General features: G+C 67.1%; 23 protein-coding genes. 10 read left to right on the top strand and 13 right to left on the bottom strand.

From position 1 onward, the window contains the following. The first annotated feature begins 11 nt into the window (after positions 1-11). Genes BST38_RS10555 through BST38_RS10540 form a run of 4 tightly spaced genes read left to right on the top strand, consistent with a single transcriptional unit; the run spans position 12 to position 3,967 of the window. The gene (locus tag BST38_RS10555) at positions 12-803 is read left to right on the top strand and encodes a coniferyl-alcohol dehydrogenase (RefSeq protein WP_083143249.1); all 792 of its coding nucleotides are present in this window, start codon (positions 12-14) and stop codon (positions 801-803) included. Positions 804-806: 3 nt separating this feature from the next. Continuing rightward, complete coding sequence (locus BST38_RS10550; RefSeq protein ID WP_083143248.1) at positions 807-2,195, top strand: aldehyde dehydrogenase family protein; 1,389 nt, start codon at positions 807-809, stop codon at positions 2,193-2,195. Next, positions 2,195-2,386 carry a ferredoxin gene (locus BST38_RS10545; protein ID WP_083143247.1) on the top strand — a complete coding sequence of 64 codons (192 nt, stop codon included), beginning with the start codon at positions 2,195-2,197 and terminating at the stop codon, positions 2,384-2,386. The genes BST38_RS10550 and BST38_RS10545 overlap by 1 nt, the downstream gene beginning before the upstream one ends. A gap of 15 nt (positions 2,387-2,401) precedes the next feature. Continuing rightward, on the top strand, positions 2,402-3,967 hold the full coding sequence (locus BST38_RS10540; protein ID WP_083143246.1) for an FAD-dependent oxidoreductase: 1,566 nt from the start codon (positions 2,402-2,404) through the stop codon (positions 3,965-3,967). A 75-nt stretch (positions 3,968-4,042) separates the two neighbouring features. Here the strand turns inward: BST38_RS10540 and BST38_RS10535 are convergent, their stop codons facing one another. The 5 genes from BST38_RS10535 to BST38_RS10515 all read right to left on the bottom strand — a co-directional run bounded on the left by BST38_RS10535 (position 4,043) and on the right by BST38_RS10515 (position 9,453). Beyond that, positions 4,043-5,191, bottom strand: coding sequence for an acyl-CoA dehydrogenase family protein (locus BST38_RS10535; RefSeq protein WP_083143245.1), 1,149 nt, complete (start codon positions 5,189-5,191; stop codon positions 4,043-4,045). Between the two features lie 4 nt (positions 5,192-5,195). Next, positions 5,196-6,347, bottom strand: coding sequence for an acetyl-CoA C-acetyltransferase (locus BST38_RS10530; RefSeq protein ID WP_083143244.1), 1,152 nt, complete (start codon positions 6,345-6,347; stop codon positions 5,196-5,198). Between the two features lie 73 nt (positions 6,348-6,420). Further along, positions 6,421-7,572: an acyl-CoA dehydrogenase family protein gene (locus BST38_RS10525; protein WP_083143243.1), complete on the bottom strand. Its 1,152-nt coding sequence runs from the start codon at positions 7,570-7,572 to the stop codon at positions 6,421-6,423. Positions 7,573-7,611: 39 nt separating this feature from the next. Next, on the bottom strand, positions 7,612-8,256 hold the full coding sequence (locus BST38_RS10520; protein ID WP_083143242.1) for a TetR/AcrR family transcriptional regulator: 645 nt from the start codon (positions 8,254-8,256) through the stop codon (positions 7,612-7,614). Positions 8,257-8,259: 3 nt separating this feature from the next. Then, positions 8,260-9,453, bottom strand: coding sequence for a phosphotransferase (locus BST38_RS10515; protein ID WP_113971654.1), 1,194 nt, complete (start codon positions 9,451-9,453; stop codon positions 8,260-8,262). 141 nt (positions 9,454-9,594) lie between these two features. Between BST38_RS10515 and BST38_RS10510 the strand changes: the two genes are divergently transcribed. Beyond that, positions 9,595-10,458: an EamA family transporter gene (locus BST38_RS10510; protein WP_083143240.1), complete on the top strand. Its 864-nt coding sequence runs from the start codon at positions 9,595-9,597 to the stop codon at positions 10,456-10,458. Between the two features lie 9 nt (positions 10,459-10,467). Continuing rightward, a complete protein-coding gene (locus BST38_RS10505) occupies positions 10,468-10,815 on the top strand; it encodes a nitroreductase/quinone reductase family protein (protein WP_083143239.1) in 348 nt (115 codons plus the stop codon). Positions 10,816-10,887: 72 nt separating this feature from the next. Here the strand turns inward: BST38_RS10505 and BST38_RS10500 are convergent, their stop codons facing one another. The 4 genes from BST38_RS10500 to BST38_RS10485 form a co-directional block, all read right to left on the bottom strand. After that, positions 10,888-11,745 carry an ABC transporter permease gene (locus BST38_RS10500; RefSeq protein ID WP_083143238.1) on the bottom strand — a complete coding sequence of 286 codons (858 nt, stop codon included), beginning with the start codon at positions 11,743-11,745 and terminating at the stop codon, positions 10,888-10,890. Next, the gene (locus BST38_RS10495) at positions 11,742-12,617 is read right to left on the bottom strand and encodes an ABC transporter permease (RefSeq protein ID WP_083143237.1); all 876 of its coding nucleotides are present in this window, start codon (positions 12,615-12,617) and stop codon (positions 11,742-11,744) included. The genes BST38_RS10500 and BST38_RS10495 overlap by 4 nt, the downstream gene beginning before the upstream one ends. 4 nt (positions 12,618-12,621) lie before the next feature. Continuing rightward, positions 12,622-13,803, bottom strand: a complete 1,182-nt coding sequence (locus BST38_RS10490; RefSeq protein ID WP_083143236.1) for a polyamine ABC transporter substrate-binding protein — start codon at positions 13,801-13,803, stop codon at positions 12,622-12,624. Between the two features lie 74 nt (positions 13,804-13,877). Next, positions 13,878-14,906 carry an ABC transporter ATP-binding protein gene (locus tag BST38_RS10485; RefSeq protein WP_420872572.1) on the bottom strand — a complete coding sequence of 343 codons (1,029 nt, stop codon included), beginning with the start codon at positions 14,904-14,906 and terminating at the stop codon, positions 13,878-13,880. 439 nt (positions 14,907-15,345) lie between these two features. On the opposite strand from BST38_RS10485, the gene BST38_RS10480 reads away from it, so the two are divergent. Next, entirely contained in the window at positions 15,346-15,777 is a 432-nt protein-coding gene (locus BST38_RS10480; protein WP_083143235.1) for a type II toxin-antitoxin system Rv0910 family toxin, read from the top strand. 15 nt (positions 15,778-15,792) lie between these two features. On the opposite strand, the gene BST38_RS10475 is transcribed toward BST38_RS10480, so the two are convergent. Together BST38_RS10475 and BST38_RS10470 are read right to left on the bottom strand one after the other, a co-directional pair. Further along, entirely contained in the window at positions 15,793-17,232 is a 1,440-nt protein-coding gene (locus BST38_RS10475) for an MFS transporter (RefSeq protein WP_083143234.1), read from the bottom strand. 39 nt (positions 17,233-17,271) lie between these two features. Then, positions 17,272-18,447, bottom strand: a complete 1,176-nt coding sequence (locus BST38_RS10470; RefSeq protein WP_083143233.1) for a DmpA family aminopeptidase — start codon at positions 18,445-18,447, stop codon at positions 17,272-17,274. 131 nt (positions 18,448-18,578) lie between these two features. On the opposite strand from BST38_RS10470, the gene BST38_RS10465 reads away from it, so the two are divergent. Continuing rightward, positions 18,579-19,061 carry a TspO/MBR family protein gene (locus BST38_RS10465; protein WP_083143232.1) on the top strand — a complete coding sequence of 161 codons (483 nt, stop codon included), beginning with the start codon at positions 18,579-18,581 and terminating at the stop codon, positions 19,059-19,061. 42 nt (positions 19,062-19,103) lie between these two features. Beyond that, positions 19,104-19,940 carry an acyl-CoA thioesterase domain-containing protein gene (locus BST38_RS10460; RefSeq protein ID WP_083143231.1) on the top strand — a complete coding sequence of 279 codons (837 nt, stop codon included), beginning with the start codon at positions 19,104-19,106 and terminating at the stop codon, positions 19,938-19,940. A 17-nt stretch (positions 19,941-19,957) separates the two neighbouring features. Here the strand turns inward: BST38_RS10460 and BST38_RS10455 are convergent, their stop codons facing one another. Both BST38_RS10455 and panD read right to left on the bottom strand, forming a co-directional pair. Then, entirely contained in the window at positions 19,958-21,256 is a 1,299-nt protein-coding gene (locus BST38_RS10455; RefSeq protein ID WP_083143230.1) for a lysine N(6)-hydroxylase/L-ornithine N(5)-oxygenase family protein, read from the bottom strand. Next, positions 21,256-21,663: an aspartate 1-decarboxylase gene (gene panD, locus BST38_RS10450; RefSeq protein ID WP_083143229.1), complete on the bottom strand. Its 408-nt coding sequence runs from the start codon at positions 21,661-21,663 to the stop codon at positions 21,256-21,258. Before panD ends, BST38_RS10455 begins: the two co-directional genes overlap by 1 nt. Positions 21,664-22,108: 445 nt before the next feature. On the opposite strand from panD, the gene BST38_RS10445 reads away from it, so the two are divergent. Next, positions 22,109-22,969, top strand: a complete 861-nt coding sequence (locus BST38_RS10445) for an iron-siderophore ABC transporter substrate-binding protein (protein ID WP_237160735.1) — start codon at positions 22,109-22,111, stop codon at positions 22,967-22,969. Positions 22,970-22,990 lie beyond the last annotated feature (21 nt).

Below are 22,990 nucleotides of genomic sequence, written 5' to 3'. Positions count from 1 at the left end.
GTTCTGAACACATGTCCGAATTCGCCGGTAAGCGCTACGTCGTCACCGGGGCCGCCTCCGGGATCGGCGATGCGACCGCCCGCAAGCTCCTCGCCGCCGGGGCGTCGGTGTACTCGCTGGACCGCAACGAGCCGACGGCGCCGGTCACCGCGCACATCCCGGTCGACCTGGCCAACCCCCGAAGCATCGACGCAGCACTGGAATCCCTCGAGGGTGAGTTCGACGGCCTGATGAACATCGCGGGTATCCCCGGGACCGCCCCGGCCGACCTGGTGCTGGCCGTCAACACGTTCGCGGTCCGGCATCTGTCCGAGGCTTTCTTCGAACGGCTGGTGCCCGGCGGCACGATCACCATCGTGTCCTCCACCGCCGGCTTCGGTTGGCCGCTGCGGCTCGAGAGCATCCGTGACCTCTTGGCGACCGACACCTTCGAAGAGGGCATGGCCTGGTTCAAGGAGAACCCGCAGCAGGGTAACCCGTACAACTTCTCCAAGGAGGTCACCACCGTCTACACCATGATGATGGGGATGGCACTGGCCCAGATGGGGTTCCGGATCAACGCGGTGCTACCCGGGCCGGTGGAGACGCCCATCCTTGCCGACTTCGAGGAGTCGATGGGCAAGGACACCCTCGACGGCGTCAAGGAGTTGCTGGGCCGGCACGCCTACCCGGACGACATCGCCGACGGCATCCTGTTCCTGGCCTCCGATGCGGCGCGGTGGATCAACGGCCATCCGCTGGTGATCGACGGCGGCATCTCCGGGGCTGTGGGCGCCGGCGTGGTCCCCGCACCGGAAATCTGAACCATGACAGTGCATATCGAGAACCCGTCGACGGCCGGCGCCGTCGTCCATGACCTGCGGACGGTGTTCGCCGCCGGGCGGACCAAGTCACTGCAGTGGCGGCTCGACCAGCTCGCCGGCATCGAACGCCTCTGCGCCGAACAGGAACCGGCGATCGCCGCGGCGCTGGCGGAGGACCTGGGCCGGTCGGCGCACGAGGCGTGGCTGGGCGACATCGCCTCCACGAAGGGTGAGGCCGCCTACGCCCGCAAGCACCTGCGCACGTGGATGCGGCGCCGCAGGCAGTCGCTGCCGCTGGCTCAGCTGCCCGGGAAGGGCTGGATCCAGTACGACCCGCTCGGGGTGGTGCTGGTGATCGGGCCGTGGAACTACCCGCTGTATCTGAGCCTCGGCCCGCTGGTCGCCGCCGTTGCGGCGGGCAACTGCGCGGTGATCAAGCCATCCGAACTGGCGCCCGCCACCTCGGCGCTGCTGGCCAGGCTGGTGCCGCAGTACCTCGACGGTGACGCGATCCGGGTAGTCGAGGGCGATGCACAGACCACCCAGGACCTGCTGGCCCAGGGTTTCGACCACGCGCTGTTCACCGGCGGCACCGAGGTGGGCCGCAAGATCATGGCCGCGGCCGCCCCGACACTGACGCCGGTCACCCTCGAGCTGGGCGGCAAGAGCCCGGTGATCGTGACCGCCGACGCCGACCTCGACGTGACGGCCCGCCGTCTGGCCTGGGTGAAGCTACTCAACTCCGGCCAGACGTGCATCGCGCCGGACTACGTGCTGGCCGACAAGACGATCGCCGACGAGCTGATCCGCAAGACCGTCGCGGCGACCACCCAGTTCCGTTCCGCGGAAGCGGATCCCGCGCTGCCGATCGTGAACCAGCGCCAATTCGAGCGGCTCACCTCGCTGATCGCCGGCACACGGGGAGCCGTAGTCGCCGGCGGACGGTCGGATGCCCAGCGGCTGCGCATCGAGCCGACGGTGATCGCCGACCCGGCGCCCGACGAGCCGGTGATGAACGACGAGATCTTCGGCCCGATTCTTCCTGTGCTGCGAGTGGATTCGGTCGACGATGCGATCACCTTCGTGAACTCGCGACCGAAACCGTTGGCGCTGTACGTGTTCACCGGATCCCAGCAGCGCGGCAGGCAGATCATCGACGCGGTGCCCTCCGGCGGCGCGGTGATCAACCACATCGCGATGCACTGTCTGGTGCCGCAGCTGCCGTTCGGCGGTGTCGGCGCCAGCGGTATGGGCGCCTACCACGGCCGGTGGGGGTTCGAGACGCTCAGCCACCGCCGAGCGGTGCTGGCCAAACCCGCCAAGCCGGACCCGCCGCTGATGTATCCGCCGTACACCGACCGCGCACTGAAGATCATGCGAAAGCTGTTGTGATGAAGGTGTATGTCGACCGGACCAGGTGCTCCGGAATCGGGATGTGCGAGATGCTGGCCGACGCGGTGTTCGCGGTCGGTGACGACGGCTTGGGCGAGGTGATCGACGAGACGCCGCCGGAGAACCTGCGCAGTGCTGTCGAAGAGGCGATCGCGAGTTGCCCGACAGGCGCGCTGTCCGTCGAGAACTGAACCAGGAGTGCGACGTTGACGTTTGTCATCACCCAGAACTGCTGCACGGACGCGAGCTGCGTGCCGGTGTGCCCGGTGGACTGCATCCGGCCGGTGGCCGGTGACGCCCCGACACCGATGCTCTACATCGACCCGCAGACCTGTGTGGACTGTGGCGCCTGCGTGGCCGAATGCCCCGTCGGCGCGATCTACCACGAGGACGAGCTGCCTGCCGGGCTGACACGCTTCCGCGACATCAACGCCGCGTACTTCGACCGGGCGCCGTTGGCGATACGCAACATCGCGCCCACGACGGTACCCCGCGCCGTCGACAGGGGCGCGCTGCGCGTCGCGATCGTCGGCACCGGTCCCGCGGCGTGTTACGCGGCCGCGGAGCTGCTTCGCACACCCGGTGTCGAGGTCACTATGTTCGACCGGCTGCCAACACCTTTCGGCCTGATCCGGTCCGGGGTCGCTCCGGATCACCAGGCCACCAAGGAGATCGTGTCGCTGTTCGAGCCGGTTCTGGCCAGTGACCGGCTGGACTGCTATCTCAACGTCGAGGTGGGCAGCGACATCAGCCACGCCGAGCTCGTCGAACATCATCACGCCGTGATCTACGCGGTGGGTGCGTCCGGCAGCCGGGAGCTGGGGATCCCGGGGGAGCACCTGCCGGGCCACTCGGCCGCAGCCGACTTCGTGGCCTGGTACAACGGGCATCCCGACCATGCCGACCACGATTTCGACCTGTCCACTCCGCGGGTGGTGATCATCGGCAACGGCAACGTCGCGCTGGACGCCGCCCGCGTCCTGGTCTCCGGCGCGGACTATCTGTCGCGCACCGACATCGCCGACCACGCGGTGCGCGCGCTGGAGTCGAGCGCGGTGCGCGAGGTCGTGCTGCTGGGCCGCCGCGGTGCGGCCGTCGCCGCGTTCTCGGTGGGGGAGCTGATCGCCATCGGTGAGCTGCCCGGCATCGACGTGGTGGTGGAGGGCGAGATCGGCGCCCGGCCCGACGACGATCTCGACGGAGCGCTGAAGTACGACCTGGTCGCCGAATACGCATCGCGGCCGGCGACGCCGGGCAATCGCCACGTGGTGCTGCGGTTCTCGGAGGCGCCGCTGGAACTTGTGGGCGGCGCACACGTGACGGGCCTGCGCACCACTGCGGGGAACATCGAGGCCGGGCTGGTCCTGCGCTCGATCGGTTACCGCGGGGCACCCGTCGCCGGGGTGCCGTTCGACGACGAATCGGGGCGTGTCCCCAACGAGGCCGGACGGGTCCTCGACGGCGCTGCGCCGGTCCCGGGCGTGTACGTCGCGGGCTGGATCAAGCGCGGTCCACGCGGCGTCATCGGCACCAACCGGACCTGTGCGCAGGAGACCGTCGAGAACCTGATGGCGGACTTCGCCGCGGGCCGTCTCGCGCGCACCGCCGGCGGTGACATCGGGGCGGTGCTCGCCGAACGCGGGGTGAGCGCCGTCGACTGGCAGGGCTGGCTGGCCATCGACGCGGCCGAACGTGCCCGCGGGGCGGCGTCAGATCGGCCGCGGACAAAGTTGGTGCGGGTCGACGACCTCGTCAGCGCAGCGCAGGGCTGACGTCTCAACGAACGCGGGGGACGAAGTCGGGGCCGGCACCGTCATCGACGGCGCCGGCCCCGTTTTCAGATCGGATCAGGCCACCACGTCGCGGCCGATGATCTCCTTCATGATCTCGGTGGTGCCGCCGTAGATCGTCTGCACCCGGGTGTCCAGATAGGCGCGCGCGACCGGGTATTCGGTCATGTAGCCGTAGCCGCCGTGCAGCTGCAGGCACCGGTCGAGGACGCGTTTCTGCAGCTCGCTGAGATACCACTTGCCCTTGGCGGCGTCGACCGGGGTGAGCTTTCCGGCGTTGTACGCCAGCACCGACTGGTCGGCGTAGCACTGCGCGATGTCGATCTCGGTGGCCATTTCCGCCAGCTCGAAGCGCACATGCTGTTTGTCCGACAGCGGCGCACCGAAAGCATGGCGCTGATTGCAGTAGTCGACCGTCATGTCGAAGATCGCGCGGGTGGTGGCGATGGCGTTGGCGACCACTCCGAGCCGTTCCCGGGGTAGGTGGCTCATCAGGTACTGCAGCCCCAGTCCCTCTTCGCCCATCAGGTTGGCGGCCGGGACCTGGGCGTCACGGAAATAGAGTTCGGCGGTGTCCTGGCCGGGAAGACCGATCTTGTCGAGCTTGCGGCCGCGTTCGAAGCCGGGGGTGTCACGCTCCACCACGAACAGGCTCAGGTCCCGTGACCCACCGCTGGTCCCGGTCCGAGCGGCGACGATCACCAGGTCGGCCATGATGCCGCTGGAGATGAATGTCTTCTGCCCGTTGAGGATCCAGTGATCGCCGTCGCGCCGGGCGGTGGTCCGGATGCCGCGCAGGTCGCTGCCCGCGCCCGGTTCGGTCATGGCCAGTGCGCCGATGAGCTCACCGGAGGCGAAGCCGGGCAACCAGCGCTGCCGCTGCTCCTCATTGGTCAGGTCCAGCAGGTAGTGCAGCACCAGATCGTCCTGCAGCGCGACGGTCAGCCCGAAGGACAGCGCGTTGATCTTGGCGACCTCTTCGCACACGACCATCCGGTAGCGGTAGTCCGATTCGCCCGAACCGCCGTACTGGTCGCCGATCTGAAGACCGTAGATCCCCGCCTTCGCCGCGCGCGCGAACACCTCACGGTCGATCCAGCGCGCCTCGTCCCATTCCTGGTGGTGGGGAACGACCTCGCGGGCCAGAAACTCTCGAACCGTCTCGCGGTAAGCCTCGTGGTCGGGTTCGTACAAACTGCGGATCATCGACTCAGATCCGCTCGATGATGGTGACGTTGGCCTGGCCGCCGCCCTCGCACATCGTCTGCAGGCCGTAGCGTCCCCCGGTGCGCTCCAGCTCGTGCAGCATCGACGTCATCAGGCGGGCGCCGGTGCATCCGATGGGATGCCCGAGTGCGATCGCACCGCCGTTCGGGTTGACCCGGGCCGCGTCGGCCCCGATGTCGGCCAGCCAGGCCAGAACCACCGGTGCGAACGCCTCGTTGATCTCGACGACGTCGATGTCGTCGATCGTCATACCGGCCCGTTTGAGGGCGTGCTGGGTGGCGGGGATCGGCGCGGTCAGCATCATCACCGGGTCCGCACCGCGCACCGACATGTGGTGGATGCGGGCCCGAGGCTTCAGGTTGAAGCGCTCGACGGCATCGGCGGAGGCGATCAGCAGCGCGGCGGCCCCGTCGGAGATCTGGCTGGCCACCGCGGCGGTCAGCACCCCGTTTTCCACCAGCGTGGGCAGCGTCGCCATTTTCTCCAGTGAGGTGTCCGCGCGCGGTCCCTCGTCGACGGTGGCGTTCGCGAACGGGGTGATCTCACGATCGAAGTAGCCGCCGGCGATGGCCGCCAGCGCGCGCCGATGGCTCTCCAGTGCGAACTTCTCGTTGTCCTCGCGCGACAGTTTCCATTGTGCGGCAATCATTTCCGCGCCTCGGAACTGGGAGATCTCCTGATCGCCGTAGCGGGCCTGCCAGCCCTCGCATCCGGTCCAGGGATCGGCCGAGCCGAACGGCTCACCGGCGGCGAACGCGGACAGGATCGGGTACTGGCTCATCTTCTGCACGCCGCCGGCGACGATCAGATCGGACGTGCCGCTCATCACGCCCTGCGCGGCGAAATGCACAGCCTGCTGGGCCGATCCGCACTGCCGGTCGATCGTGACCCCGGGCACCGACTCGGGCAGGCCGGCCGCCAGGGCTGCGGTCCGCGCGATGTCGCCGGCCTGCGAGCCGATGTTGTCGAGGCAACCGAGGATCACATCGTCGATCGCAGCCGGGTCGATGTCGTGGCGACCCACCAGCGTCTTGATGACGTGCGCCGCCATATCGGCGGGATGGACGGCGGACAGTCCACCCTTGCGCTTGCCCACGGGGGTGCGGACGGCATCGATGATGTAAGCCTCAGTCATAGCCATTAATTTAACATAGAATCAAAACTATCAACGCAGGGTTCGGTGGCCCCCGGTACGGCCGCGGCGCCCGTCAGAGCCCGCCGCGGTTTACCAATTGTGCGGCGATCACGTTGCGTTGGATCTCGTTGGTGCCCTCACCGACGATCATCAGCGGGGCGTCCCGGAAGTACCGCTCGACGTCGTACTCGGTGGAGTACCCGTAGCCGCCGTGGATCCGCACCGCGTTCAGCGCGATCTCCATGGCGACTTCGGACGCGAACAGTTTCGCCATGCCGGCTTCCATGTCGCAGCGGTCACCGCTGTCGTAGCGCTCGGCGGCGTACCAGGTGAGCTGGCGTGCGGCGGTGAGCTTCGTCGCCATGTCGGCGAGGTAGTTGCCGATCGACTGGTGCTTCCAGATGGGCTGTCCGAAACTCTCCCGCTGCTGGGCGTAGGCCAGCGAGTCCTCCAGTGCCGCCGTCGCCACACCGAGGGCGCGGGAGGCTACCTGGATGCGCCCGGTCTCCAGGCCTTTCATCATCTGCGCGAACCCCTTTCCAGGGGTCGCTCCGAGGATGGCCGACGCCGGGATTCGGTAGTTGTCGAAGGCCAACTCGCACGACTCCACGCCCTTGTAGCCGAGCTTGGGTAGATCCCGGGAGACCGTCAGGCCCGGACCGTGCTCGACGAGCACGATCGAGATCCCCTTGTGTTTGGGTGTCGCGTTCGGATCGGTCTTGCACAGCAGCGCGATCAGCTGAGAGCGGCGCGCATTCGAGATCCAGGTCTTGGCCCCGGAGATCACCAGGTCGGACCCGTCGGTCTTGGCGACGGTGGTCATGGCCTGCAGGTCGGAGCCGCCGCCCGGCTCGGTGAGGGCCATCGTGGCCCGCACCTCGCCGGTGGCCATCCGCGGCAGGTAGGTCTGCTTCTGTTCGTCGGTGCCGAACAGGGTCAGCAGCTTCGCCACCACGGTGTGCCCGCCCATGGCTCCGGCGAGACTCATCCAGCCGCGGGCCAGTTCCTGGGTGACCTGGGCGTAGCACGGCATCGACACAGGGGAGCCGCCCAACTCCTCAGGTACGGCAAGCCCGTAGATGCCGATCTGCTTCATCTGCTCGATCCAGCGTTCCGGGTACTCGTTGGCGTGCTCGACTTCCTGGACGGTCGGCTTCACTTCGCGGTCGATGAACTGCCGCACGGTGGCGATCAGAAAGGCCTCTTCGTCGCTGAGCATCGTCATGCGCACAGCATAGGGCAGGAATCTATTCCCAGTTAAAATCTATGCGCTTACCGCGAGCCCGTGCCGGATCACCGACTGAGCGTTCGCGACGACGGCTTCGATCGACCCCCGGCGCGGATGCCACCACTCGACTGCCCAATTCAACGCACCGAGCACCAGCATCTGCGCGATGTAGAGATCGAGTTCCTCGCGCAGTTGCCCTTCGCGCGCCATGTCGTTGACAAGCTTGCGCCAGAGCTCGCCGTAGCGTTCCTCCTCGAGGATCTGGCGCTTGCGAATCTCGATCGGTACCTGCCCGGCGTTGCGGATCGAGGCAGTGGTGTAGTCCGAGATCTCCAACGCGTGGCGCAGATGCGCCTCCGCGGCGGCAAGGAGTCGATCCAGAGCTGTTGTGCCTGATGGTAATCCGTCTAATACGGCAGCCACATGCTCATGCATGTCGGCGATTCCGGACCACATGACTTCTTCGATCAACTGGTCGCGCGAGGAGAAGTAGTAGTAGATGGCCGGCGCCTGCACCTCGGCGGCCGCAGCGACGTCGGTGAGGCGCAGTCCGGCATAGCCTTTGGAGGACAGCACGTGCGCCGCCGCGTTGCGGATGCGGTTGCGCGTCTGCGCCGACTTCGATTCCGGCGATACGTCACCGGACGCGCCCCTGTCCGGCGCGCCCTTTCGCGTGGCCATCGGTCAGACGGCCAGTGCGGTCAGTGAGTCGAGATCGCAGACCTGCTGGGCGAGTCGGTCGATGGCGCAGAGCGTGTACCCCCGCGGCTGCAGTTCGGGCTCGAACCTGTTGCCGCCGAGCGCGAACAGTCCCAACGTCAGCCCGTGCAACGTCTGTTGCCGGTAGGCCAGCCAGGCGGCGTCGAAGGACGGGGGAGTCTGCACGCCGCCGTCCGCGAGACGTTCCAGGTAGAGCCGCAACAGATCCTCCTCCCAGTCGCGCCGGTCGTCGACGTCGAGACAGCCGCCGAGAGCGTAGGCGACGTCGAGTGCCCAATGGCCGCGTGCGACGCACTGCCAGTCGTAGAGGCCCATGCGCCCGGTGTCGTCACGCAACCAGTTGCCGAGATGAAGATCCTGATGCAACAACGTCTGCGGGGCGCCCGTGTGCAGCGCGAGCGACTCCGTCAAGGCCGGACAGATCTCCTCGCGCTGTGAATACAGGACGCCGGGAAGGACGTCTTTGGCTCGTTCCAGGCCGGTCATCATCCTCTTGGCGAACCCCACCTTGCGGTTGACGTTCTCGCGCCACTGCGGGGTGGGTTCGAGCTCGCGCAGATCGGCGTCGAAGCGCGGGCTGTCCCAGAACGCACTGTGATAAGCCGCGATCTCGGAGACGATGTCCTCCGCGTCGGCTCGGTCCACGGGGTTGTCCATCGGGTCGGGGAAGGTCCATTGCCGTTGCGTCAGGTCCTCCAGAAGGACCAGGGACCGGAACGAGTCGGCGTCGAATCCGGCGAAGTACGCGGTCGGGCTGCGCAGGGTCAGCGACGGCCGGGCGTAGTTGTAGAACGCGGCCTCACCGCGCACGATGCCGGTCACGCCGAGCAGCAGACGGGAGCCGAAGCTCGCCGTCGACTTCGTGAAGATCCGGTGGGGGAGTCCGGCGGACTCGCCGGCCGCGTTGTAGGCCAGGGCGAGGTAGCGCCGGGTGCTCGTGCCGTCGTCGCCACCTTCGGTACGGACGTCGGTGACCGCGGCGCCGGGCAGGTCGCGGCACAGGACCTCGGTGAGCCAGTCCGGTGTGATCGCCTCGGCCGAAACCGGCACATGGGACGCGTCGACGGGAACAGGCCGGGGGCCGACTCGTTCCCATGCGATGGCCACTCCGATACGACCGACCGTGGAGATCAGCTCCAGGTTCTGCGCCAGCGCCATGTTCACCTCACCCTGTTCAGCGGGATCAAAATTAACAGACGTGTAGATGCTTGGAGGCCGATCAATCGTTCGCAATTCATGAACGGTATGTCATGCGAAAACACGTGGACCGCAACGTTCGATGTGCCGTTGAATGCACCCATGGCGGCAGACCAGACCCGCAACGGTGCCCTGATGGCGGTTGCCGCGATGGTGTGCGTGCAACTCGGGCTCGCTGTCGCGGTGACGTTGATCGACGACATCGGTGTCGAAGGAGTGGCATGGCTGCGCCTGGTGTGGGCCGGAATTCTGTTCCTGGTCATCGTCCGGCCGAAGCGGTCGGCGTTCACCAGGAACAGCTTCCTGGTGTGCGTGGTGCTCGGGGCGGTCACCGCCGGGATCACCGTGTTGTTCATGGCCGCCCTCGACCGCATCCCGCTGGGGACGGCCAGCGCGCTGGAGTTCCTGGGGCCGCTCGGTGTCGCGGTCGCTCGCGGGCACGGCAGGGGTCGCTGGGCTTGGCCGCCCCTGGCCGCGCTCGGGGTTCTGCTGCTCACCGAACCGTGGGCCGGCACCGTCGATCCGGTCGGCGTCGGGTACGCGCTCGGTGCGGCCGCGTGCTGGGGGATCTACATCCTGCTGACGCAGAAGGTCGGCGACGAGGTCGCCGGGATCACCGGGTTGGCGGTGTCGATGCCGGTCGCGGGTCTGGTCGCCACACTCGTGGTGGGACCCTCGGTGGTCGAGCGGCTGTCGCCGCACATCGTGCTGGTCGGTCTGGGGTTGGCGATCCTGCTGCCGGTGGTGCCGTTCGCGCTGGAACTGCTTGCGCTGCGACGGCTCACGACGGCGGCGTTCGGCACGCTGATGGCGCTCGAGCCGGCGTTCGCCATGCTGCTGGGCTTCCTCGTGCTCGCCCAGGTGCCTGCCGCCCTCGGCCTGGTCGGCATCTGCCTGGTGGTCACCGCCGGGATCGGTGCCGCCCGGACCGGTGCGCGGCCCGCCGCAACCCCGGTAGGCGTCTAGCGTTGTTGCATGGCCAAAGGAATCTTCAACTCGCCCGTGGTCGGCGTGGTCAACTCGGGCGCCGCGCGGCTGATGAACGCGCCGATCGTCGGACCGCTGGTGCGTCGCCGCATCGTCGTCATCCGCTACACCGGCCGACGTACCGGCCAGGTCTTCGAGACACCGGTCAACTACCAGCGCTCGGGGAACCGGATCGTCATCCGCGTGCTCGCTCCGGACAACAAGACGTGGTGGCGCAACTTCACCGGCGACGGCGCACCGCTGACGTTGCGCAACTTCGACGGAGCCGACCGCACCGGCCATGCCGTTGCTCAGCGCGACGAGCAGGGCCGCGTCACGGTCACCGTCACCCTGTAGACGCGAATGTGGGCCCTGTGTACGCGGATCGGGCCGATCCCGTGCACAGGGCCCACATTCGGGGTTCCGAACTCAGGCGTCGATCTTCTTGCGCCGGTACAGCGTTCCCGCGGCGAGCAGCACCAGGCTCACCACCAGGATCGCGGTGGCCAGCACGTTGATCTGCGGTGGCACGGCAGCCTTGACCGCCGCGTTGACGTAGAGCGGGTAGGTGACCTCGGAACCGCTGACGAAGTAGGTGATGATGAAGTCGTCCAGCGACAGCGCGAAGGACAGCATCGCCGCCGCGACGATGCCAGGAACGATCAGCGGCAGGGTCACCTTGAAGAACGTCCGCGTCGGGCTCGCGCCCAGATCCAGCGACGCATCCTCCAGTGTCCAGTCGAAGCCGCGGACCCGCGCCCGCACCGTCATCGCGATGAAGCTGACCTCGAACGCGATGTGCGACAACACGATCGTCGTGTAGCCGGCGGCGGTGTTGAAGTCGAGGAACAACGTCAGCAGTGCCGCACCCATGACCACCTCGGGTGCGGTCAGAGGCAGGATCAGGAATGTGTCGACCGCGCGTTGACCGCGCCAGCGCTGCCGCACCAGCGCGATCGCGACCAGGGTGCCCAGCACCACCGCCACCGCCGTCGACACCGCGGCCACGTTCAGGCTGAGCTTCAGCGCCGACGTCAGCGCGGGGTACTTGAACGGGTCCAGCCAGTTGTCGAGCGTGAACCCCTGCCAGCTGTAGTTGAACTTGCCCTTGGGATCGTTGAACGAGAACAACACGATCACGAAGATCGGCAGGAACAGGTACAGAAGTACCAGTCCGGCGGCGACCCGCAACAACAGGTCGCCCCAGTTGGGGCCGATCCGAACCTTTTTCGGCACCGGGTCCTGCTGCGCCGCGGTGGCGATCGCGGCGCCGGCCTGTGTCGTCATACCAGGTCCTCCGTACCGAGCGCCCTGGTGTACATCAGCACCCCGACCAGGATCGTGAGCATCAGCCCGAGGCTCAGCGCGGCCGCCGCGGGATAGTCCTTGACCACCAGGAACTGTTTCTGGATGACGTTGCCGATCATCGTCGTCTGGGTACTGCCCAGATAGTCGGCATTGATGAAGTCACCGACGGCGGGGATGAACACCAGCATGCTGCCGGCCAGCACGCCCGGCATCGACAACGGCAGGATGACCTTGCGGAAGGCCCGTGTCGTCGACGAGTACAGGTCCTTCGACGCCTCGAGCAGGCGCGGATCGATCTTCTCCAGGCTGACGTAGAGCGGCAGGATCATGAAGATGATCCAGTTGTAGGTCAGCCCGCCGATCACCGCCCAGCTCGTCGACAGCAGCCGGCCTTCCTCGGGCAGCAGACCGATGGTGCCCAGCGCCTGCACCACCCAGCCCTCGTCGGCCAGGATCGTCTTCCACGCGATCGTGCGGATCAGGAACGTGACGAAGAACGGCAGGATGACCAGGCCGAGGATCAGGTTCTTGAACCGGCCCGCCTTGAACGCGATGACGTAGGCCAGCGGGAACGCGAGCAGAAGGCACAGCACCGTCGCGACGAACGCATAACCGAACGACCGCAGGATCTGGTCGCGGTACAGCGAGAAGGCGTCGACGTAGTTGCCGAAGTCCCAGGCGAACGTCAGCGTCGGCATGAACACCGAGCCGCCGGTCTCCGACAACGACGTCCGCGCCAGCGAGAAGAACGGCACCACGAAGAAGATCGCGAGGTATACCAGTGCCGGCAGAACCATCAGATACGGAGCGACTTTGCTCCGCTGACGGCTGCTGGAGGCAACACCTGCCATCTCGTCAGCCGCCGGTCACGGCCGCGTAGGCGGTGTTGAATTCCTGCGTCTGCTCGTCGGTCAGCGCGGCCCAGCTCTTGCACCGGTTCAGCACCTCGACCGGCGGGTTGATCAGCGGGTTGCTGGCAGCTTCGGGATCGACCTTCTCGAGCTCTTCGGTCATCTCCGACAGCACCGGCACGAACTGGGTGTAAGCGACCAGCTTCGCGTAGTTGGCGCGGTCGTAGACGTAGTCGATCCACGCCTCGGCGGCCTTCTGGTTCTGCGTGGTGTACGGCAGCACCATGGTGTCGAGGAAGGTGGTGCCGCCCGAATCCGGCACGATGAACTGCAGATCCGGGTTGTCGGCCTGCAGCTGCACGACGTCACCCGAATAGGCCTGCGCGATGGCGATGTTGCCCGCGGCGAGGTCGTCGGCGTAGTCGTTGCCGGTGAACCGGCGGATCTGACCGCGGTCGTTCTGCTCGCGGACCAGATCGATGGCCTGCTGCACGGTTTCGGTGGTCGGGTTCTCCGGAGAATTGCCCTGGGACAGCATCAGCATGCCGAGGCCGTCCTGCGTGTCGGTGAACAGGCTCACGCGGCCCTTGAACGCCGGGTCCCACAGATCGTTGATGCTCGTGATGTCACGGCCGGTGGCGGCACGGTTGTAGGCCAGGCCGACGAGCCCGGACATGTACGGGGCGCTGTACTTGCGGCCCGGGTCGACGCTGCTGTCCATGAGGTCGGGCCGCAGGTTCTTCTTGTTCGGCACACCCTCGTCGCTGATGTCGTTGAGCCAGCCGAGCTGGTGCAACCGGATGGCCATGAACTCCGTCGGAACCACCAGGTCGGCACCGATGTCCTGCTTGCGCGACAGCGGTTCCTTGACCTTGGCGAACCACTGCTCGTTGTCGTTGTAGTCCTCTTTGTAATCGACCGTGATGCCCGACGCGGTCTGGAAGGCGGCGACGAAACCGTCGGCCATGTACAGCGGCCAGTTCGAGATCCGCAGGGTGCCGCTGGCCGGACCGCCCTCCTCGGTGCTGCTCGAACTTCCGGAGTCCGACGATCCGCAGGCCGCGAGGAAGGACGCGCCGAGGGTCAAACCTGCAGCGGCAGCGGCACTTCCACCGATGAAGCGCCGCCGCGAGGTGCGGCTGGCGGTCATCCGGGCGAGCAGGGTGGGATCGATTTCGGGAGACATGACGGTGCGTGCCTTTCGTTGGCTCCGAGGAGTTGGGTGGGGTCGCGCGGGCCCGATCGGCCCTGTGGTCGGACTTACGAGTCGTCGAGCATCTCCTCGAGATCCTCTGTGGTCGGGATGTCAGCGCCGGGCAGAACCAGCGACGCGTCGGGAGTCCAGCTGACGTACACCTCGTCGCCGGGGCGCAGCAGTGGCAGATTCTGTTCGGGGCCGACGTGGGCGATCACGGTCGACTCGTCCGGTGCCACCAGGGACAGCCGGACCACCGGGCCCTGGAACGTCAGATCGGAGACCTTGGCGCGTACCCCTGCCACGTCACCGGTCGGGGCGTCCATCGTGACGCGGACCCGCTCGGGGCGCACCATCAGCGTGGCCTGCCCGCCGGGTTCGATCGCGGTCTCGCCAGGGCGTGCCTTGAGGGTGGAACCCAGGACGTCGATCTCGACGAAGTCCCGGTTGGCCCGCCCGGTCTGGCGGCCCGACCAGAGGTTGGCCTGGCCGATGAAGCTCGCTACGAAAACCGTCGAGGGGCGGTCGTAGATCTCCGTCGGGGTGCCGATCTGCTCGACGTTGCCGGCGTTCATGACCGCGATGCGGTCACTCATCGTCAGCGCCTCCTCCTGATCGTGGGTCACGTAGATGAACGTGATGCCGATCTCGCGTTGGATGCGCTTGAGCTCGAACTGCATGACGTGGCGCAGTTTCAGATCCAGTGCGCCGAGCGGTTCGTCGAGCAGCAGGGCGCTGGGGTAGTTCACCAGGGCCCGGGCCAGTGCGACTCGCTGCTGCTGACCGCCGGAAAGCTGAGCGGGCCGGCGTTCGGCGAAGTCCGACAGCCGCACGATGTCGAGGAGTTCGTCGACGCGTTTGCGGATCTCGCCCTTGCCCAGCTTCTTGCTACGCGGTCCATAGGCGACGTTGTCCCACACCGTCATGTGCGGAAACAGTGCGTAGTGCTGGAACACGGTGTTGACGTTGCGCTTGTTCGGGGGCGTCTTCGACACGTCCGCGCCCTCGAGGCGGATCGCTCCTTCGGTAGGGGTCTCGAATCCGGCGATCATGCGCAGCGTTGTGGTCTTGCCGCATCCGGAGGGCCCGAGCATCGAGAAGAACTCGCCGGAGGCGATCGAGAAGTCGGCGTCGGCGACTGCGACGTAATCCCCGAAGCGCTTCGTGACGTGGTCGATCTCGATGACCGGCCCGCCCTTGGCGCGGCCGACGTCGTGTCCGATCCCCTGGCTCGTGGCCGTGTGTGAGCGGGTCAGGTGCCCATCCTCCTCAGTACTGCCCCCGGCTGTGGGTAAAACAATCGCCGATCGGACGGGGGTTCGCAAGTGATTCCGCAACGAATTTACATTCAGACAATGGATTCCGCCGTCCGGCATGCCCGTTCTCGAGAGAATCCGCGTCGAGACACGCGCGATCCTGTTGCCTGACCGCGTCCCGGCCGGCAGTTGTGACGTCGCACTCTGCAGTTTTGCAGCTCCCCGGTGCGTTCCGGTGCCGTTTACGGCGCTGATCGGGTGGGGTAGTGAGAACAGCATGGCGAGTGTCGATGTATCCGTGACGTCCGATCTGAGCCCCGAGAGCGCGTGGGAGCTGGCTTCCGATCTGAAGCGCTTCGACGAATGGCTGACGATCTTCGGCGGGTGGAAGAGCGAGGTGCCCGCGGAGATCGAGGTCGACACGCAGGTGTCCTCGCTGATCAGGGTCAAGGGATTCCGCAACGTGATCCACTGGCGGGTCACGCGGTACGACGAGCCCAAGGAGATCGAGCTTGTCGGCAACGGCCGCGGCGGGGTCTGCATCTCGCTGTCCATGCAGGTCGAGCCGCGAGGCGAGGACGGATCGTCGTTCGGGGTGGTTGCCGACCTGTCCGGCGGCCTGCTGTCGACCCCGGTCGGCCACGTCGTCGCACGCGTGATCAAGGGCGACGTGGACCGCTCGGTGCGTAACCTCGCATCCCTGCGCTAGATCGTCGCCCGCCGGTCAGCCCCATTCGTGGTTCATCGCGCGAGATTCGTAGCGTGCCTCGTCCGACTCGACGGCACGTTTCCGCGGCCGTGACACCGCGATCAGCACCATCGCGAGGACGGCCGTGCCCGCGCCGCCGAGAAAGATGATCGTGAAGCTGCTCTCCATCGGCGTCCCCGCGGCCGTGGTGCGCGCCAGCAGCACGGCCACCACCGCCGCGGCGGTCGAACTCCCGACGGTGCGGGCGATCGCGTTCATCCCGGTGGCGACGCCGGTTTCGCCCGCCTCGCTGTCGCCGACCACCAGTGCGGGCAGCGCGCCGTAGCCGAGGCTGATGTACGCGTTGGCCAGGATGTTGGCGATGATCACCTGCCATGGCTCCGAGTGCACGAACGCGATCAGCAGGAATCCGGCGATACCCACCAGCGCGGCGATCACGAGCACCGGCCGGGCACCGTAGCGGTCGATGAACCGGCCGCTGATCAGCGCGATGACAAACCCCGTCACCGCACCGGGCAGCAGGTAGATCACGCTGGCCTCCAACACCGACGCCCCGAAGCCGTAGCCCGCGACGTCGCGGTCGACCTGGACGAACTGGGTCAGGCCCAGGAACGCGAAGTACAGCCCCATCCCGACGAAGATCGTGGCCAGATTGGTGAACAGCATCGACCGGCGCGCCAGCATCGCGATCGATACCAGTGGGCGCGGCGCCCGCTTCTCCCAGAGCCACCAGGCGCCGAGCACCGCGACGCCGCCGCCCAGGCACGTCAGGGTCCGTACCGAGAGCCACCCCCAGGAGTTCGCCTGCGTGATCGCCAACAGCAGCGCCGAGAGCCCGAGCGCCAGTCCTGCCGCGCCGAGCCAGTCGACGGACCCCGACGAGCTGCGGGGCCGGTTCGGCACCAGGGTCAGCACGATCACGATGACGGCGACGGTGAACGCGGTGGTGAGCACGAACACCCGGTGATAGCCGGCATCACCGCTCATCAGCAACCCGACCACCACGAGCCCGGCGCCGCCGCCGAAGCCCAACATGCCCGACAGCACCGCCATCGCCGACACCATCCGGTCGGGCGGAAGTTCCTCGCGCAGGATCGCGATGCAGATCGGGTACAGCGCGAACGACGCGGCCTGCAGCACCCGGGCCAGGATCAGCAGCGGCAGCGATGCGGTGACCGCGGCCAGCACCGAGCCGGCCAGGACCACCGCGAGCACGGCCAGCAGCACCCGTTTCTTGCGGTACAGGTCGGCGAGGCGGCCGATCAGCGGGGTGGCGGCCGCGGCGGCAAGCAGGTTGGCCGTCACCGCCCAACTGACCGCCACGGTCGACGCGTTCAGTTGTTCGGCGATCACGCCGAGCACCGGCACGACCGCGGTCTGCAGCACCGCGACTGTCAGCACGACCACGCTGAGCCCGATCACCAGCAGACGCGGCCGTCGGACCGTCCGCTGCACAAGCGCTCCGATCGTTAGCTCATCTTCAGTTCTCTGCGATTATGTCCCTCGCCCGAGCAGCGCGGCCAATCGGTCGAGGGGCAGCCGCGGCGTCCGGTGGCCGTCGCGCCCCACCATGTCGACGTTGACCACCAGTGCGTTGAGCACCGCCTCCTCGACGGCCTGCACGACCGCGGTGTACAGCGCATCCATCCGGCCCCACGGCAGAAACGCGATCGAGCCGATCTCGTCGTCGCCCGCCGGTCCGAGCGGGAACGCGCTGGCGAGGCCCGGGACGTCGGCGGTGGAGAACGCCAGGAAGATGTCGCCGGAGAAATGGCTGCCGGTGGTCCCGGTGCGCGCGAGTCCCAACGGCACCCGGCGCGCGAGCGCTTTGCACTGACCCGGCAGTAGCGGTGCGTCGGTGGCGATCACCGCGATGACCGAACCGGCGCCGGGCGGGGCGGCGATGTCGCGGGCGAACCAGTCGCCGGCGAGGGGATTGTCGTCCAGCAGGGCGGGGCCGACGCGGTGGCCCGCGATCGTCAGTTCGGCCCTGTCGCCGAAGTTCGCCTGGACGAACGCCGCGACGGTGTAGGTGTGAGATCCGAAGGGCACCAGCCGCGACGCGGTCCCGTTGCCGCCCTTGAAGTCGTAGCAGTTCATTCCGGTGCCGCCGCCGACGGACCCTTCCGGCACCGGCCCGCCGCGGGCCGCGTCCAGAGCGGCCTCGACGTGTTCGGGGCGAACGTGGCCACCGTTGATGTCGTTGAGATAGCCGTCCCACGTCTCGGTGCACACCGGCAGCAGCCACTGCCGGGCCAATCGCGGCGCGACGCGGTTGGCCCATTGCACGACCCCGGTGTGGCAGGCGCCCACGGCATGGGTGTTCGACAACACCACCGGCAGGGTGAACGCTCCGACCTCGTCGATCCAGGTGGTCCCCGTCATTTCGCCGTTGCCGTTTAGCGAGTACCACCCCGCCGCGCAGGGCTCTCCGATCCCGCCGCGGCCCCGCGGCAGGATCGCCGTGACGCCGGTGCGCACCGGCCCCTGGCCGACGACCAGCGGACCGTCGCCGTCGATCAGGGTGGTCACACCGACTTCGATCCCGGCGACGTCGGTCAGCGCATTCAGCGGTCCGGGGTCGCCGTCCAGCGGCACCCCCGCTCCACGGGCGCGTGGTCGGCCGTCGGGGGTGTGGGTGGCGAGATCATCGGTCACACCATGAATCATGGCCCGCAAACGTGCGGTACGCGAGCCGTCCTGGCGCACAATCATTTTCGGGCAGTTGGTTCGCGAAGTGGATAACTGGGTATGGGGGAGTCCGGACCCCGCCAGGGTCCGGATGTGTGGAAAGGACCCAGATGCGTTTCTCGACCCTCGCCAAGACGGCGGGCGGATCAATCGCCACCGGTGTCATCGGAGGCCTGGCGACCAGGCCCGCGGTGCAGTCGTCGTGGTACCGGCGGCTACGGAAGCCCAGCTTCCAGCCGCCACCGGCGGCGTTCCCGATCGTGTGGAACCTGTTGTACGCCGACATCAGCGGCGTGTCCGCGAAGACCATCGACGGGTTGGAGGAGCGCGGCGACGCCGCCGCGGCCCGCGCCTACTCCCGCGCGCTGGCGCTGAACCTTGCGCTCAACGCCAGCTGGAGTTGGGTGTTCTTCAACCGTCGCAAGCTCGGTCCCGCGGCCGTGGTGGCCGGTGCGCTCGCGGTCAGCAGCGCCGACCTGGCGCGCCGGGCCGGCTCGGTGCACCCGGCGGCCGGCGCCGCCCTCGCGGCCTACCCGCTCTGGTGCGGCTTCGCCACGGTGCTCTCGACCCGGATCTGGTGGCTGAACCGGTAACCCGGCGCCACACTCCGGGAGTGGGCACGGTCTACTGGTGGGGTGCAGCAAACAGCCGGTGCCGCCGAGGTCGCGGCGCACTTCACCCCTGATACCGACGGCTTCCTGCCCACGCGCTACGCGCAGAGCCACTGGGGCGAGGACCACCTCAACGGTCCCGCGGTCGTCGGCCTGGTCGCCCGCGCGCTCGAGACCGCGTGCGGATCACCGGACTTCCGGCCCGTACGCCTGACGGTCGATCTGTTCCGGGCCGCGCGCAACGCACGCACCACGCTCGACGTCGAAGTGATCCGCGACGGCCGCAGGGTTCGCAGCGCCGAATGCGTGGTGATCCAGCACGGTCAGGCGGTGGCCAAAGCGACCCTGGTGCAGTACCGGCCGTCCACCCCGCCGCCAGGAACGTTGTGGCGCTCGGAGCAGGCGTTCCCACAGCATCCCGAGCCTGACGGCACGGTTCCGCCTTACGTCTTCAGCGACGCCGTCGGCTGGACCCGATCACCGGCCGCGCATCAGAACGCGTCGCGCAAGCGGTTCTTCAACGACGGCATCAGAGTGGTTGCCGACGAGGACAACTCGCCGTTCGTGCGCACCGCGATGGTCGCCGAGGCCACCAGCCTGGTGACCAACCTCGGCACCGACGGCGTCGGGTACATCAACGGTGATCTGACGGTGGCGTTGTCCCGGTTGCCGGTCGACGACTGGATCGGTCTGCAGGCCAACTCCCATCACGCCGCCGACGGACTTGCCGTCGGGACCGCGACACTGTTCGACAGCCAGGGGCCCTTCGGCGCGGGACTGACCACCGCGATCGCCAATCCGGCCGCACAGATCGACTTCTCGACCCGCGACTTCGGCCTGGGCAATATCAACTACGAGTAACCAACTACGAGCAGCGCTCATCCGGCGACGCGCACCGGTGCCAGCCTGCCCGCGTCGATCGACTCCAGGATCTCGCCGCTGCGGACGGCGATGTTCGAGAGCAACGACGACGTCAACCCGTGGGTGTGTTCGGTGTTGCCCTGGATGTAGAGGGAGCCGACAGTGGGTGGGTCCAGCACCAGGCGATAGTCGCGGGAGACCGCCGGGTGGCCGTCGTGGTGCACGACATCGGTATACAGATCGCCGAGAATCCGCTGCAGCGAGGCAGGGGCGAACCCGGTCGCGTAGATGACCGCGTCGCAGTCGATCCGGTCGACGGTGCCGCTGGGGTGATGCACGATATCGACGCTCACCCCGGTGTCGTATTCCTCGGTGGCGTGGACGCTGGACGCGCCCCGCAGGAAGAGCCTGCGCTGATCGGCGACGCGTTCGGCGTATTCCCGTGCGTACAGGTCTTCGATCAGCGGAAGGTCCACCGCCGAGTAGTTGGTGCTGCGGTGGTAGTCGATGAGCCGACGTCGTACACCCGGTGCTGCCGAGTAGAAGTCGTCGACGGCGTCGGGATCGAACACGCGGTTGGCGAAGGGGCTGTCGTCAGCGGGGCTGTACCCGTACTTCGCGAATACGCCGTGCACCTCCACACCCGGCTGGTCGTGCAGATAGGCGCACACCTCGGCGGCGCTCTGTCCGGCGCCGACCACGACGAAGCGGTTGTGGTCGCGGCTCGGCAGGCGTGCGAGGTCGTGCAGGAAGTTGTGGTTGTGGATCTGACGCGCCGATTTGGTGACCCCGGGCGGCAGCTGGGCCTCCAGACCGCCGGCGATCACCACGTTGCGAGCGCGCAGCCGGGCTTCCCCGCCGCCGGTGACCTCGATCTCGAAGATCCCGTCAACTTCTCGTACCGAGGCCACCCGGGATCCGTATCGCACTGTCGCACCGACCTTGTCGGCAGCCCAGGCCAGGTAGTCGTGGAATTCGAGGCGGGTGGGGAAGAACGTCTTGAAATTGATGAACTCGGTAAGCCTGCCGCGTTCGGTGAGGTAGTTCAGGAACGTGTACTCGCTCTTGGGGTTCCGCTGCGTCGCGAGATCCTTCAGGAACGAGATCTGCATCGTCGTACCGGGAAGCAGCATGCCGGTATGCCAACCGAATTCCGGCTTGACCTCTACGAACTCAGCCGTGATCGGGTGGCTGGCGTTCTCGTTGTACTCCCTCAGGGCCACCGCCAGAGCGAGGTTGGACGGGCCGAAGCCGACACCCACGAGGTCCAGGACCGGCTGATGTCCGTTGGCGGTTCGCGTGTCGCTGTTGGTCATCAGGCTCCTGCCATCTGGTCGGCCGCCCCCGGTACCGGCTCGGACGGATCGGAGCCCAGCGCGACGATTCGGTTGGCGCTGTCGACGTGAACCACCTTCGGCAGGTGGTGATGTGTCTGTGATTCCTCGATCTGCAGGAACGACATGACGATCACCAGATTCCCGGGCGAAATCAGATGGGCCGCAGCACCGTTGATTCCAATGACTCCGCTGCCCGGGGCGCCGGTGATGGCGTAGGTGATGATGCGGGCCCCGGTGGTGATGTCGACGACATGCACCTGCTCGCCCTCGATGATGCCGGCCGAAGTCATCAACTCGGCGTCGACGGTGATCGATCCCACGTAGTGCAGATCGGCTTGGGTCACCGTGGCCCTGTGGATCTTTCCTCCGAGCAGTGTTCGCTGCATCCGGCCTCCCTGGCTCGTTGCCTTCTGGGCTTGTCCTTCTGGGGCGCTGGGTCGTGCTCACCGACAGAACGGCATCGCTGATGTGGCTTAGCGAAGGCTAACTTATATTCGAATGAGCGCAAGCCCTTCGTCTCCTGTGAAAGTGGCACGAGAGTCTTTGTGCCGCAGCAGTTCTGGGAAGTCGCTGTGAGTCTCCTGTCTGCGGCGAGGTGTGCGCGGACCTTCGCAAGTATGCCGAGCCTAAGCTAATGTTTGGTGGGCAACGGCGCCTACTGAAGGGATTGCGCTTGTGAACAAACATCATTGGCGGAGACGATGCGACCGGAGGCGGCTGTCGCGTCCGGGATGGACCCGCAGCGCGGCGCTGGTGGCGACGATGTGTCTGGCCGTCGGGCTCGTGGTTGCCTGTGGCTCTGGACAATCCAGCGGCCCGCAGGTCGATACGGTGACCATCTCCCACAAGTTCGGCGAGACAGAGGTGCCGGAGAACCCGAGTCGGGTCGTGACCGTCGGATGGACCGACCAGGATTTCGTCCTGCCTTTCGGTGTGGTTCCCGTCAGTACCCGAGAGTTCTTCGAGGAGTACAACGATTACCCATGGGTCAAGGCGGCCACCGACGGGAAGGGCGTGACGACCTGGGGTGCCGACGAGATCGATTTCGAGGCGATCGCGGCGCAGAAGCCCGACCTGATCTTCGCGATCTACGAGTCCATCGACCGGGAGACCTACGACCGGCTCTCCCAGATCGCCCCGACCGTCATCCAGTCGGGTGATTACGCCGACGAGGAGACGCCATGGGATGTCCAGCTGCTCACCACCGGCAAAGCGCTCGGAAAAGAGGACGAGGCCAAGGAACTCGTCTCGAAGGTGCAGGGACGCATCGACCAAGCGCGGCAGCAGAATCCAGAGTTCGACGGTAAGACCCTGGTGGTGGACTTCGGCCCGGAGAACGGCGGACACTGGCTGCTGCCGGAGAACGACCCCCGGCGCTCGTTGTTCACCGCGCTGGGCTTTCAGACCCAGGAGGTCGACGGGGACGTCAGCGAGGAGAAGCTCGCTCTGCTCGACCGTGACGTGCTCTTCGTCAACGGCGCCACCAAGGAGCAGATGCTGGCGTCGCCGGCGTTCGCACGCCTCGGTGTCGTACAGCAGGATCGTACGTTGTACACCACGTTCGAATCGAATCTCAGTGGCGCACTGACCTACAGCGGGCCGGATGCGCTGCTGTACGCACTCGATGTGCTGACCCCGCAACTGAGTAACGCCCTCAACGGCCGACCCGTCGCGGACCTGTCGAACGCCTGACACACCACGGCCGATGCCCCG

The organism is Mycolicibacterium parafortuitum (genome assembly GCF_002086815.1).
Taxonomy (GTDB): domain Bacteria; phylum Actinomycetota; class Actinomycetes; order Mycobacteriales; family Mycobacteriaceae; genus Mycobacterium; species Mycobacterium parafortuitum.
This window is presented reverse-complemented; position numbering and strand designations above follow the sequence as displayed.

What these genes read in the sequence shown, in the direction of transcription:
- BST38_RS10525 (WP_083143243.1), bottom strand. Translation starts at nt 7,572, where the DNA reads ATGACGATGCTCAGCGACGAAGAGGCCTTTCTGATCGCCACCGTGCGG.
- BST38_RS10480 (WP_083143235.1), top strand. Translation starts at nt 15,346, where the DNA reads ATGGCGAGTGTCGATGTATCCGTGACGTCCGATCTGAGCCCCGAGAGC.
- BST38_RS10520 (WP_083143242.1), bottom strand. Translation starts at nt 8,256, where the DNA reads ATGGCCACGCGAAAGGGCGCGCCGGACAGGGGCGCGTCCGGTGACGTA.
- BST38_RS10550 (WP_083143248.1), top strand. Translation starts at nt 807, where the DNA reads ATGACAGTGCATATCGAGAACCCGTCGACGGCCGGCGCCGTCGTCCAT.
- BST38_RS10495 (WP_083143237.1), bottom strand. Translation starts at nt 12,617, where the DNA reads ATGGCAGGTGTTGCCTCCAGCAGCCGTCAGCGGAGCAAAGTCGCTCCG.
- BST38_RS10555 (WP_083143249.1), top strand. Translation starts at nt 12, where the DNA reads ATGTCCGAATTCGCCGGTAAGCGCTACGTCGTCACCGGGGCCGCCTCC.
- BST38_RS10455 (WP_083143230.1), bottom strand. Translation starts at nt 21,256, where the DNA reads ATGACCAACAGCGACACGCGAACCGCCAACGGACATCAGCCGGTCCTG.
- BST38_RS10515 (WP_113971654.1), bottom strand. Translation starts at nt 9,453, where the DNA reads ATGGCGCTGGCGCAGAACCTGGAGCTGATCTCCACGGTCGGTCGTATC.
- BST38_RS10505 (WP_083143239.1), top strand. Translation starts at nt 10,468, where the DNA reads ATGGCCAAAGGAATCTTCAACTCGCCCGTGGTCGGCGTGGTCAACTCG.
- BST38_RS10485 (WP_420872572.1), bottom strand. Translation starts at nt 14,906, where the DNA reads ATGCTCGGGCCCTCCGGATGCGGCAAGACCACAACGCTGCGCATGATC.
- BST38_RS10465 (WP_083143232.1), top strand. Translation starts at nt 18,579, where the DNA reads ATGCGTTTCTCGACCCTCGCCAAGACGGCGGGCGGATCAATCGCCACC.
- BST38_RS10500 (WP_083143238.1), bottom strand. Translation starts at nt 11,745, where the DNA reads ATGACGACACAGGCCGGCGCCGCGATCGCCACCGCGGCGCAGCAGGAC.
- BST38_RS10545 (WP_083143247.1), top strand. Translation starts at nt 2,195, where the DNA reads ATGAAGGTGTATGTCGACCGGACCAGGTGCTCCGGAATCGGGATGTGC.
- BST38_RS10530 (WP_083143244.1), bottom strand. Translation starts at nt 6,347, where the DNA reads ATGACTGAGGCTTACATCATCGATGCCGTCCGCACCCCCGTGGGCAAG.
- BST38_RS10470 (WP_083143233.1), bottom strand. Translation starts at nt 18,447, where the DNA reads ATGATTCATGGTGTGACCGATGATCTCGCCACCCACACCCCCGACGGC.
- BST38_RS10490 (WP_083143236.1), bottom strand. Translation starts at nt 13,803, where the DNA reads ATGTCTCCCGAAATCGATCCCACCCTGCTCGCCCGGATGACCGCCAGC.
- panD (WP_083143229.1), bottom strand. Translation starts at nt 21,663, where the DNA reads ATGCAGCGAACACTGCTCGGAGGAAAGATCCACAGGGCCACGGTGACC.
- BST38_RS10510 (WP_083143240.1), top strand. Translation starts at nt 9,595, where the DNA reads ATGGCGGCAGACCAGACCCGCAACGGTGCCCTGATGGCGGTTGCCGCG.
- BST38_RS10535 (WP_083143245.1), bottom strand. Translation starts at nt 5,191, where the DNA reads ATGATCCGCAGTTTGTACGAACCCGACCACGAGGCTTACCGCGAGACG.